Raw genomic sequence first — 13,416 nt, 5'->3', positions numbered from 1 at the left:
ATTTCTGGGGTGACATGTATTGGTTTTTAAGTTCGTCTCTTTTATCATTCAGCAATCTTCTCTTACTTTTGCATTTATGATAATAACCGATACCCACACTCATTTATATAGTGAAGCCTTTGATGATGATCGGGATGAAGTAATTAAAAAGGCGATTGAAAATGATATCAAACGCTTTTTTATTCCGGCCATAGATTCTGAATATACGCAGAGAATGTATGAGCTGGAGAAAAGCTTCCCTGAAAATATCTTCTTAATGATGGGGCTTCATCCTACGCATGTTAAGGAAAATTATGAAGAAGAGCTGAACCATGTTGAAGCAGAATTTCAGAAAAGAGAATTCTATGCGGTGGGAGAAATAGGAATAGATCTTTACTGGGATAAGTCGACCCTGGATATTCAAAAGAAAGCCTTTAAAAGGCAGATTCAGCTTGCAAAGAAATATGATCTTCCAATAGCTATCCATTGCAGGGAAGCTTTTGATGAGATATTTGAAGTCCTGGAATCGGAAAAAGATGAGAAGTTATTTGGGATTTTTCATTGTTTTACCGGAACACATGAACAGGCAGAAAAGGCTCTTTCCTATAATATGAAGCTGGGAATTGGCGGGGTGGTAACATTTAAGAATGGAGGTATTGATAAATTCCTTGGTCAGATACCTATCAATAATATTGTTTTGGAGACAGATTCTCCTTACCTGGCTCCCAAGCCATATCGCGGTAAAAGAAATGATCCCGTTTATCTTTTAAAAGTTGTTGAAAAACTGGCCGATCTTTATAATATTAGTCTAGAGGAAGTTGCGAAAATAACCACCGCAAATTCAAAGGAAATATTTGGAATTTAAAGTTGTTAATCAGAAATTTTGTTCATTTGTTAAAATAATTGAGGTATAGGTGCAAAATTTTGATGATATAAGATTTTATGACGCAAAGGAGGTGAATGTTGCCTTGCGGGAGTATGTGCGACATCCTATGATCAAGGCCTTACTGAAGTTTACTTTTCCTGATCTGAAATTCAGAGAGATAGAGGAGATTGTAATGACCTGTAATTCCATAGAGGATTTTCAAACCAGGGTAATTTACCTGAGCGTGGAGAAGGTCCTGGAGAGAACCAGCGATGGCCTGACCGATAATGGCTTTGATAAACTAGACTCTTCTGAGTCTTATTTTTTTATTTCCAATCACAGGGATATCATCCTTGATACCTCGCTTATCAATTATACCTTATATAATCATGACCTGGTTATGACGGCATCGGCCATTGGGGATAATCTGGTGCAGAAGCCTTTTTTAATGGCCCTGTCCAGACTTAATCGTAACTTTCTGGTGCTTAGAAATCAGTCTCCCAGGGAAATGCTGAAAAGCTCAATGAAGCTTTCTGAATATATTCGACACCTGTTGATGGATGAAGGCCGGTCAGTTTGGATGGCTCAGCGAGAAGGTAGAACCAAAGATGGAAATGACTTTACCCAACAGGGAGTGCTCAAAATGCTGGCAATGGCCAAAGGCAAGACTGATATTCTGGACTATTTCTCAAAACTTAAGATTGTGCCTGTGGCCATTTCTTATGAGTTTGACCCTACCGATATGCTGAAGATGCCCGAAGTTCTTGCAAAAAGAATGAAGGAAGAATACAAAAAGACTGCCAATGAAGACTTCAACAGTATCATGCAGGGGGCTATGGGGCAGAAAGGGCGAATTCAGCTAAATGCCGGGAAAGTGCTCACTCAAGAAGATTTTACAGAGATCAGGGGAAAGGAACTTTCGGTGAACGACCAGTTAAAGGAAGTGGCTAAGCTTATAGATCGGGCTATTTACAGAAATTTCAAATTATGGCCGGCGAATTATATCGCCTATGATCTTCTCAAGAACGAAGAAAGGTTTGCCGATAATTATTCAGAAAAGGAAAAAAGAAAATTCGAGAGACGAATAAGCCGAAGGGTGGATGTGAAAAATCCACTTGCTCTGAACAGTTATTTATTGATGTATGCGAATCCCGTGATCAATAAAATTTCTTTAGATGAAGAATAAGGCCAGGATACTTCTAATTTATACGGGTGGAACAATTGGTATGATAAAGGATTATGATACCGGTGTCCTGAAAGCTTTTAATTTTGACGAACTCCTGCAGAATATCCCGGAGCTTAAGATCCTGGAACATGAAATAGAGACCTTAAGTTTCGAGGAGCCTATAGATTCATCCAATATGAATCCGGTGTACTGGTTTAAGATTGCCAACATAATCGCTGAGAATTATGATGATTATGACGGCTTTGTGGTGTTGCATGGAAGCGATACCATGTCTTATACGGCTTCAGCGCTTAGCTTTATGTTCGAGAATCTCACCAAACCTGTGATATTCACAGGCTCTCAATTACCCATTGGAGATCTTAGGACAGATGCAAAGGAAAACCTTATTACCAGTATTCAGATTGCAGGACTTCAAAAGAATGGAAAACCGGTGATATCTGAAGTTGGTTTATATTTTGAATATAAGCTTTATCGCGCCAACAGGACTACCAAGCTCAATGCCGAACATTTTCAGGCTTTTGCTTCTATGAATTATCCGCCGCTGGTGGAGTCGGGTGTATACCTTTCAGTGAATCACAAGGCACTTTGGAAGCCTAATCCAAAACAGAAGAGGAAATTACATACGGGTTTTAATGATGAGATACTTGTGCTAAAGATGTTTCCGGGAATCAGTGAAAGTACAGTAGAACACATCCTGTCCAAGAAAAATCTTCAGGGGGTGGTACTGGAAACTTATGGTAGCGGAAACGCTCCAAATGATACCTGGTTTATTGATATTCTAAGAGAGAAGATCAGGAATGGTTTGAAAATAGTGAATGTGACCCAGTGCGTGGCGGGGAGTGTTATGATGGGGCAATATGAGACCAGCGTGGGATTAAAAAAGATAGGAGTGGTCTCCGGAAAGGATATTACCACAGAGGCCGCGGTATCAAAATTGATGTATTTACTAGGGAAAGATCTATCCCCAAAAGTATTTAAAACTATCTTTGAAACCTCTTTGCGAGGCGAAATGACTTAAAAATTAATGGCTTCTTACTTGACGGGAATGTTTTTTTTTTGTTATTTGCCGCCCCGAACAGAGAAACAGAGAGGTGGCCGAGTGGTCGAAGGCGCACGCCTGGAAAGTGTGTATACGTCACAAGCGTATCGAGGGTTCGAATCCCTTCCTCTCTGCTAAGTGTTTTTATTAAAAATAATTTATATCTTTAACCCTTTAACTAATTAAATTAAGACAAACAGTAATGAAAAGATTATTTTCTATTTTGGTAATCGCCGCGATTACGGTTCTTGGGGCCTATAATCTAAAGGCGGCTAACAGCGCGAATACAATGCCAGGAACGATTGTGACTTTTGTCCAAGACGACGAACAAGCCGCAGCCGGTGATGAACTTGAAGAAGAAGAACTTGGTTTCCACCAGGAACTTAAAAAGCGATTCATCGAGGGAGGTCCTGTCTTTATGGGAATCGTTCTTCTATGTTTAATTCTTGGCCTGGCAATCGCCATTGAGAGAATTATCTTTTTAAACCTTTCCACAACTAACACCAGAAAACTTGCTCAAAATGTTGAGGACGCTTTAAATAGTGGTGGAATTGAAGCAGCTAAAGAAGTTTGTAGAAATACAAAAGGACCTGTTGCTTCCATCTACTATCAGGGTCTTGACAGAGCAGATGAAAGCATCGAAGCTGCTGAAAAAGCAGTTGTTGCTTACGGAGGTGTTCAAATGGGGCAACTTGAGAAGAACGTATCTTGGGTTTCTTTATTTATCGCACTTGCTCCTATGCTTGGATTCATGGGTACTGTAATCGGGATGATTCAGGCCTTTGACCGTATTGAGGCAGCAGGAGATATGCAGCCATCACTTGTGGCAGGAGGTATTAAGGTAGCACTTCTTACTACAGTATTTGGTTTGATTGTTGCGATTATTCTTCAGATTTTCTACAACTATATTATCGCTAAGATAGACAGTATCGTAAACGATATGGAAGACGCGTCTATCCTGCTTATCGATATGTTAGTAGCTTACAAGAATAAAAAAAGAATCTAAGACAAAGTAAATTATGACCTTACATAAAATATTAAAATATCTGGCACTTGTTATTGGTGTGGTAGGAATGATCTTTCTTGGAAGGATTATCGCTACCGGTGACGATGCCATTAAAGCCTCGGCAGACCTTCAGGCCAGTCATCTGGATCCATATATGTGGATTGCTTACCTGGTCTTACTTGCAGTTATTGTGTTAGTGGCAATATTTGTGATAGTAGGTTTATTTAGAGGCAGTATTAAGACCACAATAATTGCAGTAGGATCATTTTTATTGATTATAGCTATTGCTTACTTATTAAGTGATGGTACTGCAAGAGAATTGAAAGACGGTAGTATGCTTTCAGCATCTGGAGATCACTGGGTGGGAGCAGGTTTAGTTACCTTCTACATCCTGGCCGGAATTGCCGTTGCATCAATGATATTCTCAGGAATTAAAAAATTGGCTAAATAATTATGGCAAAGAGATCAGCACCGGAAGTGAACGCTGGGTCCATGGCAGATATAGCTTTCCTGCTTTTAATCTTTTTCCTGGTAACGACTACCATTGAAACAGATAGCGGGATAAGTAGAAAATTGCCGCCATGGCAGCCTGAAGACGTGGAGCCACCGGTTATTAAACAACGTAACATCTTTACAGTATTGGTGAATAGTAACAATCAGTTACTTGTAGAAGATGAAGAGATGGAGCTTTCTGAACTACGGGAAGCTGCTGTAGAGTTCCTAGATAACGGAGCTGGTACAGGGGACGAAGCTTGTAGCTTTTGCCAGGGTGCTAAAGATCCAAATTCTTCTGTGAACCCTCAAAAGGCTATTATTTCACTGGTGAATAACCGGGGAACAGAATACGGTACATATATCGCTGTACAAAATGAACTTGTGGCTGCTTACAATCAGCTTAGAGATCGTGAAGCCCAGCGTATGTATGGAACGACCTTTACGCAGATGGAGAAGAATTACAACGATCCAAACTATAATGGTGATAAAGATGCACTAAAGGAAAAGATCGATGTGATTACCGATATGATCCCGCAAAAGTTATCTGAAGCCGAACCAACAAGCTAATAGAGCTTTAAAAACCGAAAACGACTTTAATTATGTCTAAATTTAAAAAGAAAAAATCTGGAGATCTGCCTGCTATTAGTACGGCATCTTTACCCGATATCGTTTTCATGCTTCTGTTTTTCTTTATGGTGGCTACGGTAATGCGTCAGAATACCCTGATGGTAGAAAATAAATTACCGTTCGCTGATCAGGTTGAAAAACTTGATAAGAAAGATTTGATCATGTATATCTATGCCGGGAAACCAAGCCAGAGATATAGAGCACAATATGGAAACGAAGCCCGTATCCAGTTAAACGATAAGTTTGCCAGTATTGAAGAAGTTCAGCAGTTCATTTACTCTGAGCGTGAATCAAAAAGGGAAGAATTGATTCCTTACCTTACAACGGCACTTAAAGTTGACGAGGAGACCAACATGGGACTTGTTTCAGATATTAAACAGGAATTAAGAAAGGCTGAAGCGCTTAAGATCAACTACACTGTAGTAGTTGGAGATGCGATGCAAAACGTTGACTAATCTTTTCGATTTAATTATATAAAGCATCCTGTCTGGGTAAAATCAGACAGGATGTTTTTTTATATTTAGACTTCAGATTATAAAGGCTAATGAAGTGTAAAAAATACCTTGCTATACTTATAGTTCTTTTTCCGCTTTTTATGAAGGCCCAGGAAAATGAGGATCGCTATAAGATACCAGATACCATTCCCTTTTCCCTGGATAGTCTTTACAGGGAAGATCAATTTTATGTAGGTTTTAGTTTTAACCTGGTTACCAATAAACCATCTACAATCTCACAGGAAAGTTTTTCCGGTGGTTTGCATCTGGGTTTTATCAGGGATTTTCCTTTGAATGAAAGAAGGAATATAGCTTTGGGTCTTGGCATAGGTTGGTCTATCAACAGTTACGGGCAGAACTTATTCATTGGAAAAGATCAGGAAGGCAATACTCTTTATAGGAGTTTAGAAGATAATGAGGATTACGAAACGAATCGTTTTACCACGCAACTCGTAGAGGCTCCAATAGAGTTTCGGTGGCGTACTTCAAGCCCCGAAACGTATAAATTCTGGCGAATATATACGGGTTTAAGGTTGGGGTATATTTATAGTTTCAGAAGTAATTATAAAGATCAGGATACACAGGTTGTTATAACTGACCTTTCAGAGTTGAATCGTTTTCGCCTTGGAACTACTTTCACTTTCGGATATAATACCTTTAATTTCCAATTCTATTATGCGTTCAATCCTTTCTTTAAGGATTCTACGGTAGATGAAAAGGAACTCGGGCTTTCTACCTTAAAAATAGGTCTGACATTCTATATTCTGTAAACCAGAAGTTAAATACTACTAATTGAGGAATTAGTCCGGTGAGTAATCCAAGCACTATTTCCCAGTTTGAATGAGCTTTGTAATATAGCCGGGATGATGCGGTAAGACCTGTTGCAATGATCAGAAAACTTATCGTATAGATGAAGTACAGGCGGAAATAGATACAGAAGCCTGCCACGAACATTAAAAGGCCGGCCATGCCTACCATATGCAGGCTGGGTTTTATCCTGAACCAGGTTAGAATGTAAGTGATCACAGAAGATATCAGGATGCCTACGAAGTAATAATAAAGACCAGGATAATTGTATATATTAAGAATCTGGTTGAGCACCATAAAGCTTAATAACACAAAGAAAAAAAGGGGCCATTTTCTTTCCTCTACTTTTTCCAGGAATATGTTGCGCACCTTGCCCAGGTTTTTCAATAAGAAGTGGAAGACCACGGGAATAAAAATCGTTATGATAGCAATGGCCAGCAGTTTAGCCTTGATAATCTCCCCGGGAAAATAACGTGGAATAAACAGGAAGTAAAAAAGACTTCCGGCAAAAGGCATCCATAACGGATGGAATAAGTAGGAGGCAAGCTTAAGTATTAATTTCATTAAATTTCTTTGCGTAATCTTGCTACGGGAATATCAAGTTGTTCCCTGTATTTGGCCACCGTTCTCCGCGCTATCGGGTATCCTTTATCCTTTAATACCTTGGCCAGTTTTTCGTCGGTAAGAGGCTTTCTTTTATTCTCCTCTTCAATAGACATTTCAAGGATCTTCTTAATCTCTCTTGTAGATACATCCTCACCCTGGTCGTTTTTCATCGATTCGGAGAAAAACTCTTTGATAAGTTTTGTGCCGTAAGGGGTATCCACATATTTAGAATTGGCAACACGAGAAACGGTGGAGACATCCATTTCTATTTCATCAGCGATATCTTTCAGGATCATAGGTCTGAGATTACGCTCATCCCCGGTAAGGAAATATTCCTTTTGATAATTCATGATAGAGCTCATGGTCACCATCAATGTTTGCTGGCGTTGCTTGATAGCCTCAATAAACCATTTGGCGGCATCCAGTTTCTGCTTGATAAACATTACCGCATCTTTCTGGGCTTTGGTCTTCTCCTTAGACTCTTTGTAGCCTTTAAGCATATTGCTGTAATCCCTTGAGATATGCATTTCTGGTGCATTTCTTCCATTCAGGCTAAGTTGAAGTTCTCCATCTTCGATCTTAATAGTGAAATCGGGAATTACATGCTCAACTATGCGTGTATTACCGGAATATGCACCTCCCGGTTTGGGATTAAGATGCTCTATTACCTCAATGGCATCACGTAACTCATCTTCGCTTATATCATGTCTGGAAAGCAGTTTTTTATAGTGTTTCTTGCTGAAGTGATCAAAAGATCTTTCAATAATATCCTTGGCAAGCGTCACCTGTTTTGTGGGCTCTTTCCTTTTTAACTGAAGGAGTAAACATTCCTCCAGGCTACGAGCACCAACTCCCGCTGGATCCAGTTTTTGTACTTTCTGAAGTACTTTTTCCACGAGCTCCTCATCTGTATAGACATTCTGGGTGAATGCAAGGTCATCCACAATGTCCTGAACACTTCGTCTTATATAGCCACTCTCATCAACGCTTCCTACTAGAAATTCAGCTATCTGTTGTTCTGTCTCATCAAACCTGAAAGTGCTAAGCTGTGTCTTTAAATGTTGGGTGAAGGAAGTTCCTGCGGCATAAGGAACCTGCTTATCGTCATCATCGGGGCTATAATTATTTGTCTGAAGCCGGTAACTGGGAATTTCGTCATCGCTAAGATATTCATCAACATCGATCTCTGTCTCTATGGTCTCGTTGTCATAATCATCTTCATTATTCTCATTACTGAGATCATCATACTCATCTATCCTCTCTTCCTTGCCATCCTCCAGGGCAGGGTTTTCCTCCAACTCCTCCTTGATCCTCTGTTCAAATGCCTGGGTAGGTAACTGAATCAGTTTCATCAGTTGGATTTGCTGAGGAGACAGTTTTTGAGATAGTTTAAGATTTAATTGTTGCTTTAGCATATTGCATTTGCTTCTCTAACAAAAATAAGGAAAATCCAGACCATACTCGCTTTGGCACGACCCGTGTTTGTGGTAAAATTTTGTTAACGTAGCCTGTAGTATTTAAGACTTCTCAATTTTTTAGGGAGCCGGATTTTATAATTCTGGGTCTCCTGAGTCAGAGGGTGAGAAAAGGAGATCTTAACGGCAAACAGGTATAGGCTTTTTCCTTTGAAATAACCTGTTTCTTCGTCTCCATATTCAACATCTCCAACTACAGGGTTGCCAATTCTTGCCAAATGTATTCTTATTTGGTGTGTTCTACCTGTTAACGGATTCACTTCTACCAAAGTATATTTTTCCTTTTCTATTTGAAAAATTTCTTTGGGTGTTATGTTAGTCACGGCCGATTTACCATGAATGTCTGAAGATATCTCAACTGGAGAAGTAATTTCACCTCTTACCAGTGCATAATAGGTTTTTACTATCTTTTTTTTCGCAAAGGCTTCCTGTAGTCCGGTAAGGGTCTTCCTTGTTTTTGCACAAAGCAATATTCCTGAAGTGGGATTGTCTAATCTATGGGCGGGAAGAGGGGAGGCCAGAGCATCCAGGGCTGTTGAAGGCTCCAAATTATAGGGCAGGGCATTTTGGATGGTCTTAAAGTAGTTTCCACTGGTTGGGTAACCTGGTGGTTTGTGGATTACGGCCAGATGTTCATCTTCAAATAGGACATCTAATTTTAATTTAAAGACTTTGGTTTCTGAAGTATCTGGTTTTAGAAGCTCTATTTTCTGGCCTTCTTTGATCCAGTCTGCTGTGTGAGCTTTTTTGCCATTTATAAGGATAAGACCTTTTTTTATGGCTTTTTTGATCCCACTGCGGGTAGGGATGGAGGTAAAGATGGAAACCGCATATTCCTGCAATCTAATTTTATCAGAGACTGCAGGAACAATATGCGATTCAATTATTTTCAAAAATCTAAAATTCGGCGTTCTGCGGTGTACGGGGGAAAGGAATTACATCCCGGATGTTGGTCATCCCGGTGGTGAACTGTACCAGTCTTTCAAAACCTAGACCGAAACCACTGTGTACACAGGTGCCGAATTTACGCGTATCAAGGTACCACCAAAGCTCTTCTTCAGAAATATCGAGTGCCTCCATCTTTTCTTTGAGAACCTCTAAACGCTCTTCACGCTGACTTCCGCCAACGATCTCTCCAATTCCCGGGAAAAGGATGTCCATGGCTCTTACCGTCTTCTGGTCTTCGTTCAGTCTCATATAAAAAGCCTTGATGCTGGCCGGGTAATCAAAAAGGATCACCGGAGATTTAAAATGCTTCTCTACCAGGTATCTTTCATGTTCACTTTGAAGATCGGCACCCCATTCTTCAATGATATAGTTGAATTTCTTCTTCTTGTTCGGCTTCGAATTCTTAAGGATCTCGATAGCCTCAGTATAGCTTACCCGCTTAAAATTGTTATCAAGCACAAAATTAAGCTTCTCCAGAAGGCTCATATCGCTTCGTTCGGCCTTGGGTTTCAGTTTATCTTCACTGGCCTGTCTTTCGGCAAGGAATTCAAGATCTTCCTTGCAATGTCTCATCACATATTTAAGTACATATTTGATGAATTCTTCTGCCAGATCCATATTTCCGTCAAGGTCACAAAAAGCGACTTCCGGCTCGATCATCCAGAATTCAGCAAGATGACGGGAAGTGTTAGAGTTTTCAGCCCTGAAGGTAGGCCCAAAAGTATAGACCTGCCCAAGCCCCATGGCGAAAGCTTCCGCTTCCAGCTGACCGGATACCGTGAGATTCGTCTCTTTTCCGAAGAAATCTTCCTTGTAATTGATGCTGCCATCTTCATTTTTTGGCGGATTTTTCAAATCCAGAGAAGTAACCCTGAACATTTCTCCCGCTCCTTCTGCATCACTCCCGGTGATTATGGGGGTATTGACATAATGGAAATTCTTCTCCTGAAAAAATTTATGAACGGCAAAAGACAGTTTGCTTCGCACTCTCATCACTGCTCCAAAAGTATTGGTTCGCACTCTGAGATGCGCCTGCTCGCGAAGCTTTTCCATGCTGTGCTTCTTAGGAGAAAGGATAGTGAACTTCACTTCTTCGGGATTAGCATCTCCAAGTATTTCAAGTTCAGTCACTTCAATCTCAACCCGCTGCTGACTCCCCATACTTTCCTTAAGGGTCCCTTTTACAGAGATTGCTGCACCTACGTTTATTCTTTTAAGAAGCTCTTCATCGGTATTTTCAAAATCGATAACACACTGAAGGTTTTTCAAGGTAGAACCATCATTAAGGGCTATAAAACGATTGCTCCTGAAAGAGCGCACCCAACCTTTAACATGGTATTCCTGTAAAAACTGATCACTTTCCAGTATTTCAGCGATTTTTGCTTGTATCATTTAGTCCAAATTTTTAAAAAAACAAAGATAGTTTTTAGCCTGAAGCTTACCAAGCAGGCTATTTCATTAATATTTTAATTAGTCTCAGCTATTTCTTCATCATTTTCTTCTTCCTCAATGATCTTCATTGCCGGCTCTTTCAGAACCTCCTTATTGGCGATGCTGCGTTCCAGTGTTAACAGTAAAGATGGTAATAAGAGAAGATTTGCCAGCATGGCAAATAACAAGGTTGCCGAAACCAGGCCTCCCAGCGCTACAGTTCCCCCAAAACTACTGATCATAAAGACCGAAAAACCGAAGAATAACACGATAGAGGTGTAGAACATACTAACTCCTGTCTCTCTCAGGGCTGCATATACCGACCTCTTTATCTTCCAGTTATTGGCCTTAAGTTCCTGGCGGTATTTTGCCAGGAAATGTATGGTGTCGTCTACAGAGATTCCAAATGCAATACTGAATACCAGAATTGTTGATGGCTTGATGGGAACGCCAAGAAAGCCCATCATTCCTGCCGTTACCAGTAATGGTAATAGGTTAGGAACGAGCGATATAAGGATCATTCTGAAACTTCTGAACATCCAGGCCATTAGTAAAGCGATTAGAAGGATTGCAAGCCCCAGTGAAATTATCAGGTTTCTTACCAGGTAACTCGTTCCTTTCTGAAATAATAAGGCCTTACCGGTTAATGAAACCTCGTATCGATCTTCAGGAAATATCTTATTTATCTGAGGGATGAGATCCTCTTCTATGCTTTCCATTTTTTCTGTCCCCACATCCTGCATGAAAGTTGTGATGCGTGCATAGCGGCCTGTGGAATCAACATAAGACAGCATAAGGCCTTCTTCAGAGGAAAGATTCTTCGCGTATGGCATGATGAAGTTTCTTTCCTGGGAGGTAGGCAGCTGATAATATTTTGGATTTCCGTTATAGTATGCCTGTTTTGAATATTTTACCAGTCTGGTGACGGAAAGGGGCTTTGAAAGTTCCGGAATTTCCTGAATGAAATTCTCCAGTTCGTCCATTCTTTTAAGAGTGGAAAGTTTTAAAACTCCTTTAGGCCTTTTGGTGTCTATGAATATTTCAAGTGGCATCACACCATCGAATTCACTTTCAAAGAATTTTACATCTTTAAAAAATTGGGTGTTTTGCGGCATGTCTTCCAGGATACTTCCCGAAATCCTGATGGTATAAATGCCTATGATGCTTAGAGCCAGTAGTGCTACAGAAGAGATGTAAATTGCGATCCTGTGATGTCTTACCATTTTTTCCATCCAGTTTACAAAACCACCGATCCATCTTTTAGTGAGGTGTTTAAGATGACGGTCCTTGGGAGGTTTCAGATAACTATAGATCACAGGGATGATCAAAAGACTTAGGACAAAAATTGCCAGAATATTGATGGAAGCCACCACACCAAATTCACGCAGAAGCTGGCTATCGGTCAGAATAAATGTAGCGAAACCGGAAGCCGTCGTTACGTTGGTCATCAAAGTAGCGTTCCCCACCTTGGTGATCACTCTCTGAAGGGATTTGGCCTGGTTCCCATGTTTCTTTATCTCCTGCTGATATTTGTTAATAAGGAAGATGCAGTTTGGGATTCCTATTACAATGATAAGCGGAGGAATAAGCGCCGTTAGTATGGTTATTTCATAATGCAGCAGACCAATGACACCAAAAGCCCACATTACTCCAATACATACGGTGAACATTGAAATCATGGTAGCTCTTACCGAACGGAAGAAAAAGAAGAAAATAAGGGAGGTTACCAGTAGTGCGCCAACAATAAAAAGCCCGATTTCATCTATGATATTCTGCGAATTCAGCGTCCTTATGTAAGGCATTCCGGAAACCCTGACATCTATATCATATTTTTCCTCGAACTCCTCAATTAAAGGATTAAGCTCTTCCAGAACGAAGATCTTTCTCGCCTTGGTATTGACCAGTTCCTTATTCAGATAAAGTGCAGATTGAATTGTGTTGGAATGCGAACTATAAACCAGGTTCTCGTAAAATGGAAGTTCGGTGAAAAGTTTATTTTCAAACTGTTCCAGTTCCAGGCTGTCCGGTTCTTCCTCCAGAATTGGCTTCATTTCGAACCTCTTGGGGTCTTCGAATTTCTTAAGTTCCTGCAGGCTGGCAGGGGAGATGATATGGTCTACTTCGGGATATCCCTGAAGCTTTTCAGTAAAAGTGTTCCATGCCCTGAATTTTTCCGGAGTAAAAAGTGCTGAATCCTGGACTCCCAGAAGTATAAGATTGCCTTCTTCACCAAATTTGTTAAGAAAATCAGTGTATTTGATATTCACCTCATGGTCATCAGGCATCAGATTTGCTTCCGTATAGGAAAAACGCATGTTTTTCCATTGCGTGGAAAGCAAAAAGGTTGCAATCCCTATCATTACAATGATGGTGATCCTGTTTCGTAAAATTAGGCGGGCAATGGAGTTCCAGAATCCAAAGCTAAAAATCTTATGCATGGCTGTATTTTAGCGGCGCA

At 40.3% G+C, this 13,416-nt stretch carries 13 protein-coding genes and 1 tRNA gene; 9 read left to right on the top strand and 5 right to left on the bottom strand.

Annotation, left to right across the window (positions count from 1 at the left end; genetic code table 11):
- Positions 1-76: 76 nt before the first annotated feature.
- The 9 genes from LU635_RS08300 (at position 77) to LU635_RS08260 (ending at position 6,461) form a co-directional block, all read left to right on the top strand.
- Positions 77-844 (top strand): TatD family hydrolase, encoded by a 768-nt coding sequence (locus LU635_RS08300; protein ID WP_240098063.1) that lies wholly within the window; start codon positions 77-79, stop codon positions 842-844.
- A 49-nt stretch (positions 845-893) separates the two neighbouring features.
- Complete coding sequence (locus LU635_RS08295) at positions 894-2,030, top strand: 1-acyl-sn-glycerol-3-phosphate acyltransferase (protein ID WP_240098061.1); 1,137 nt, start codon at positions 894-896, stop codon at positions 2,028-2,030.
- Positions 2,020-3,048, top strand: coding sequence for an asparaginase (locus LU635_RS08290; protein WP_240098058.1), 1,029 nt, complete (start codon positions 2,020-2,022; stop codon positions 3,046-3,048). Before LU635_RS08295 ends, LU635_RS08290 begins: the two co-directional genes overlap by 11 nt.
- Before the next feature lie 67 nt (positions 3,049-3,115).
- Positions 3,116-3,203 (top strand) — tRNA-Ser (locus tag LU635_RS08285).
- A 68-nt stretch (positions 3,204-3,271) separates the two neighbouring features.
- Positions 3,272-4,075 (top strand): MotA/TolQ/ExbB proton channel family protein, encoded by an 804-nt coding sequence (locus LU635_RS08280; protein WP_240098056.1) that lies wholly within the window; start codon positions 3,272-3,274, stop codon positions 4,073-4,075.
- 13 nt (positions 4,076-4,088) lie between these two features.
- Entirely contained in the window at positions 4,089-4,526 is a 438-nt protein-coding gene (locus LU635_RS08275; protein ID WP_240098054.1) for a hypothetical protein, read from the top strand.
- Between the two features lie 2 nt (positions 4,527-4,528).
- Positions 4,529-5,137 carry an ExbD/TolR family protein gene (locus LU635_RS08270; protein WP_240098053.1) on the top strand — a complete coding sequence of 203 codons (609 nt, stop codon included), beginning with the start codon at positions 4,529-4,531 and terminating at the stop codon, positions 5,135-5,137.
- Between the two features lie 32 nt (positions 5,138-5,169).
- Positions 5,170-5,652 (top strand): ExbD/TolR family protein, encoded by a 483-nt coding sequence (locus tag LU635_RS08265; protein ID WP_240098052.1) that lies wholly within the window; start codon positions 5,170-5,172, stop codon positions 5,650-5,652.
- A gap of 89 nt (positions 5,653-5,741) precedes the next feature.
- Positions 5,742-6,461, top strand: a complete 720-nt coding sequence (locus tag LU635_RS08260; protein WP_240098050.1) for a porin family protein — start codon at positions 5,742-5,744, stop codon at positions 6,459-6,461.
- Here LU635_RS08260 and LU635_RS08255 read toward each other — a convergent pair.
- The 5 genes from LU635_RS08255 to LU635_RS08235 form a co-directional block, all read right to left on the bottom strand.
- Positions 6,424-7,062, bottom strand: coding sequence for a hypothetical protein (locus LU635_RS08255; protein ID WP_240098048.1), 639 nt, complete (start codon positions 7,060-7,062; stop codon positions 6,424-6,426). The genes LU635_RS08260 and LU635_RS08255 overlap by 38 nt on opposite strands.
- Positions 7,062-8,519 carry an RNA polymerase factor sigma-54 gene (rpoN, locus tag LU635_RS08250; protein WP_240098046.1) on the bottom strand — a complete coding sequence of 486 codons (1,458 nt, stop codon included), beginning with the start codon at positions 8,517-8,519 and terminating at the stop codon, positions 7,062-7,064. The genes LU635_RS08255 and rpoN overlap by 1 nt, the downstream gene beginning before the upstream one ends.
- Before the next feature lie 83 nt (positions 8,520-8,602).
- On the bottom strand, positions 8,603-9,472 hold the full coding sequence (locus tag LU635_RS08245; RefSeq protein ID WP_240098044.1) for an RluA family pseudouridine synthase: 870 nt from the start codon (positions 9,470-9,472) through the stop codon (positions 8,603-8,605).
- 4 nt (positions 9,473-9,476) lie between these two features.
- Positions 9,477-10,919 carry an asparagine--tRNA ligase gene (asnS, locus tag LU635_RS08240; RefSeq protein ID WP_240098042.1) on the bottom strand — a complete coding sequence of 481 codons (1,443 nt, stop codon included), beginning with the start codon at positions 10,917-10,919 and terminating at the stop codon, positions 9,477-9,479.
- Between the two features lie 74 nt (positions 10,920-10,993).
- Positions 10,994-13,396 (bottom strand): efflux RND transporter permease subunit, encoded by a 2,403-nt coding sequence (locus LU635_RS08235; RefSeq protein WP_240098040.1) that lies wholly within the window; start codon positions 13,394-13,396, stop codon positions 10,994-10,996.
- Positions 13,397-13,416: the final 20 nt, after the last annotated feature.

Source organism: Christiangramia crocea, assembly GCF_022410465.1.
Classification (GTDB): domain Bacteria; phylum Bacteroidota; class Bacteroidia; order Flavobacteriales; family Flavobacteriaceae; genus Christiangramia; species Christiangramia crocea.
Note: the sequence above shows the minus strand (reverse complement) of the source record. Positions and strands in the feature narration are given on the sequence as shown.

Bases quoted from the DNA above. Each gene is read 5' to 3' on its own strand.
- LU635_RS08280 (WP_240098056.1), top strand. From the start codon at position 3,272: ATGAAAAGATTATTTTCTATTTTGGTAATCGCCGCGATTACGGTTCTT.
- rpoN (WP_240098046.1), bottom strand. From the start codon at position 8,519: ATGCTAAAGCAACAATTAAATCTTAAACTATCTCAAAAACTGTCTCCT.
- asnS (WP_240098042.1), bottom strand. From the start codon at position 10,919: ATGATACAAGCAAAAATCGCTGAAATACTGGAAAGTGATCAGTTTTTA.
- LU635_RS08235 (WP_240098040.1), bottom strand. From the start codon at position 13,396: ATGCATAAGATTTTTAGCTTTGGATTCTGGAACTCCATTGCCCGCCTA.
- LU635_RS08255 (WP_240098048.1), bottom strand. From the start codon at position 7,062: ATGAAATTAATACTTAAGCTTGCCTCCTACTTATTCCATCCGTTATGG.
- LU635_RS08300 (WP_240098063.1), top strand. From the start codon at position 77: ATGATAATAACCGATACCCACACTCATTTATATAGTGAAGCCTTTGAT.
- LU635_RS08270 (WP_240098053.1), top strand. From the start codon at position 4,529: ATGGCAAAGAGATCAGCACCGGAAGTGAACGCTGGGTCCATGGCAGAT.
- LU635_RS08260 (WP_240098050.1), top strand. From the start codon at position 5,742: ATGAAGTGTAAAAAATACCTTGCTATACTTATAGTTCTTTTTCCGCTT.
- LU635_RS08290 (WP_240098058.1), top strand. From the start codon at position 2,020: ATGAAGAATAAGGCCAGGATACTTCTAATTTATACGGGTGGAACAATT.
- LU635_RS08275 (WP_240098054.1), top strand. From the start codon at position 4,089: ATGACCTTACATAAAATATTAAAATATCTGGCACTTGTTATTGGTGTG.
- LU635_RS08265 (WP_240098052.1), top strand. From the start codon at position 5,170: ATGTCTAAATTTAAAAAGAAAAAATCTGGAGATCTGCCTGCTATTAGT.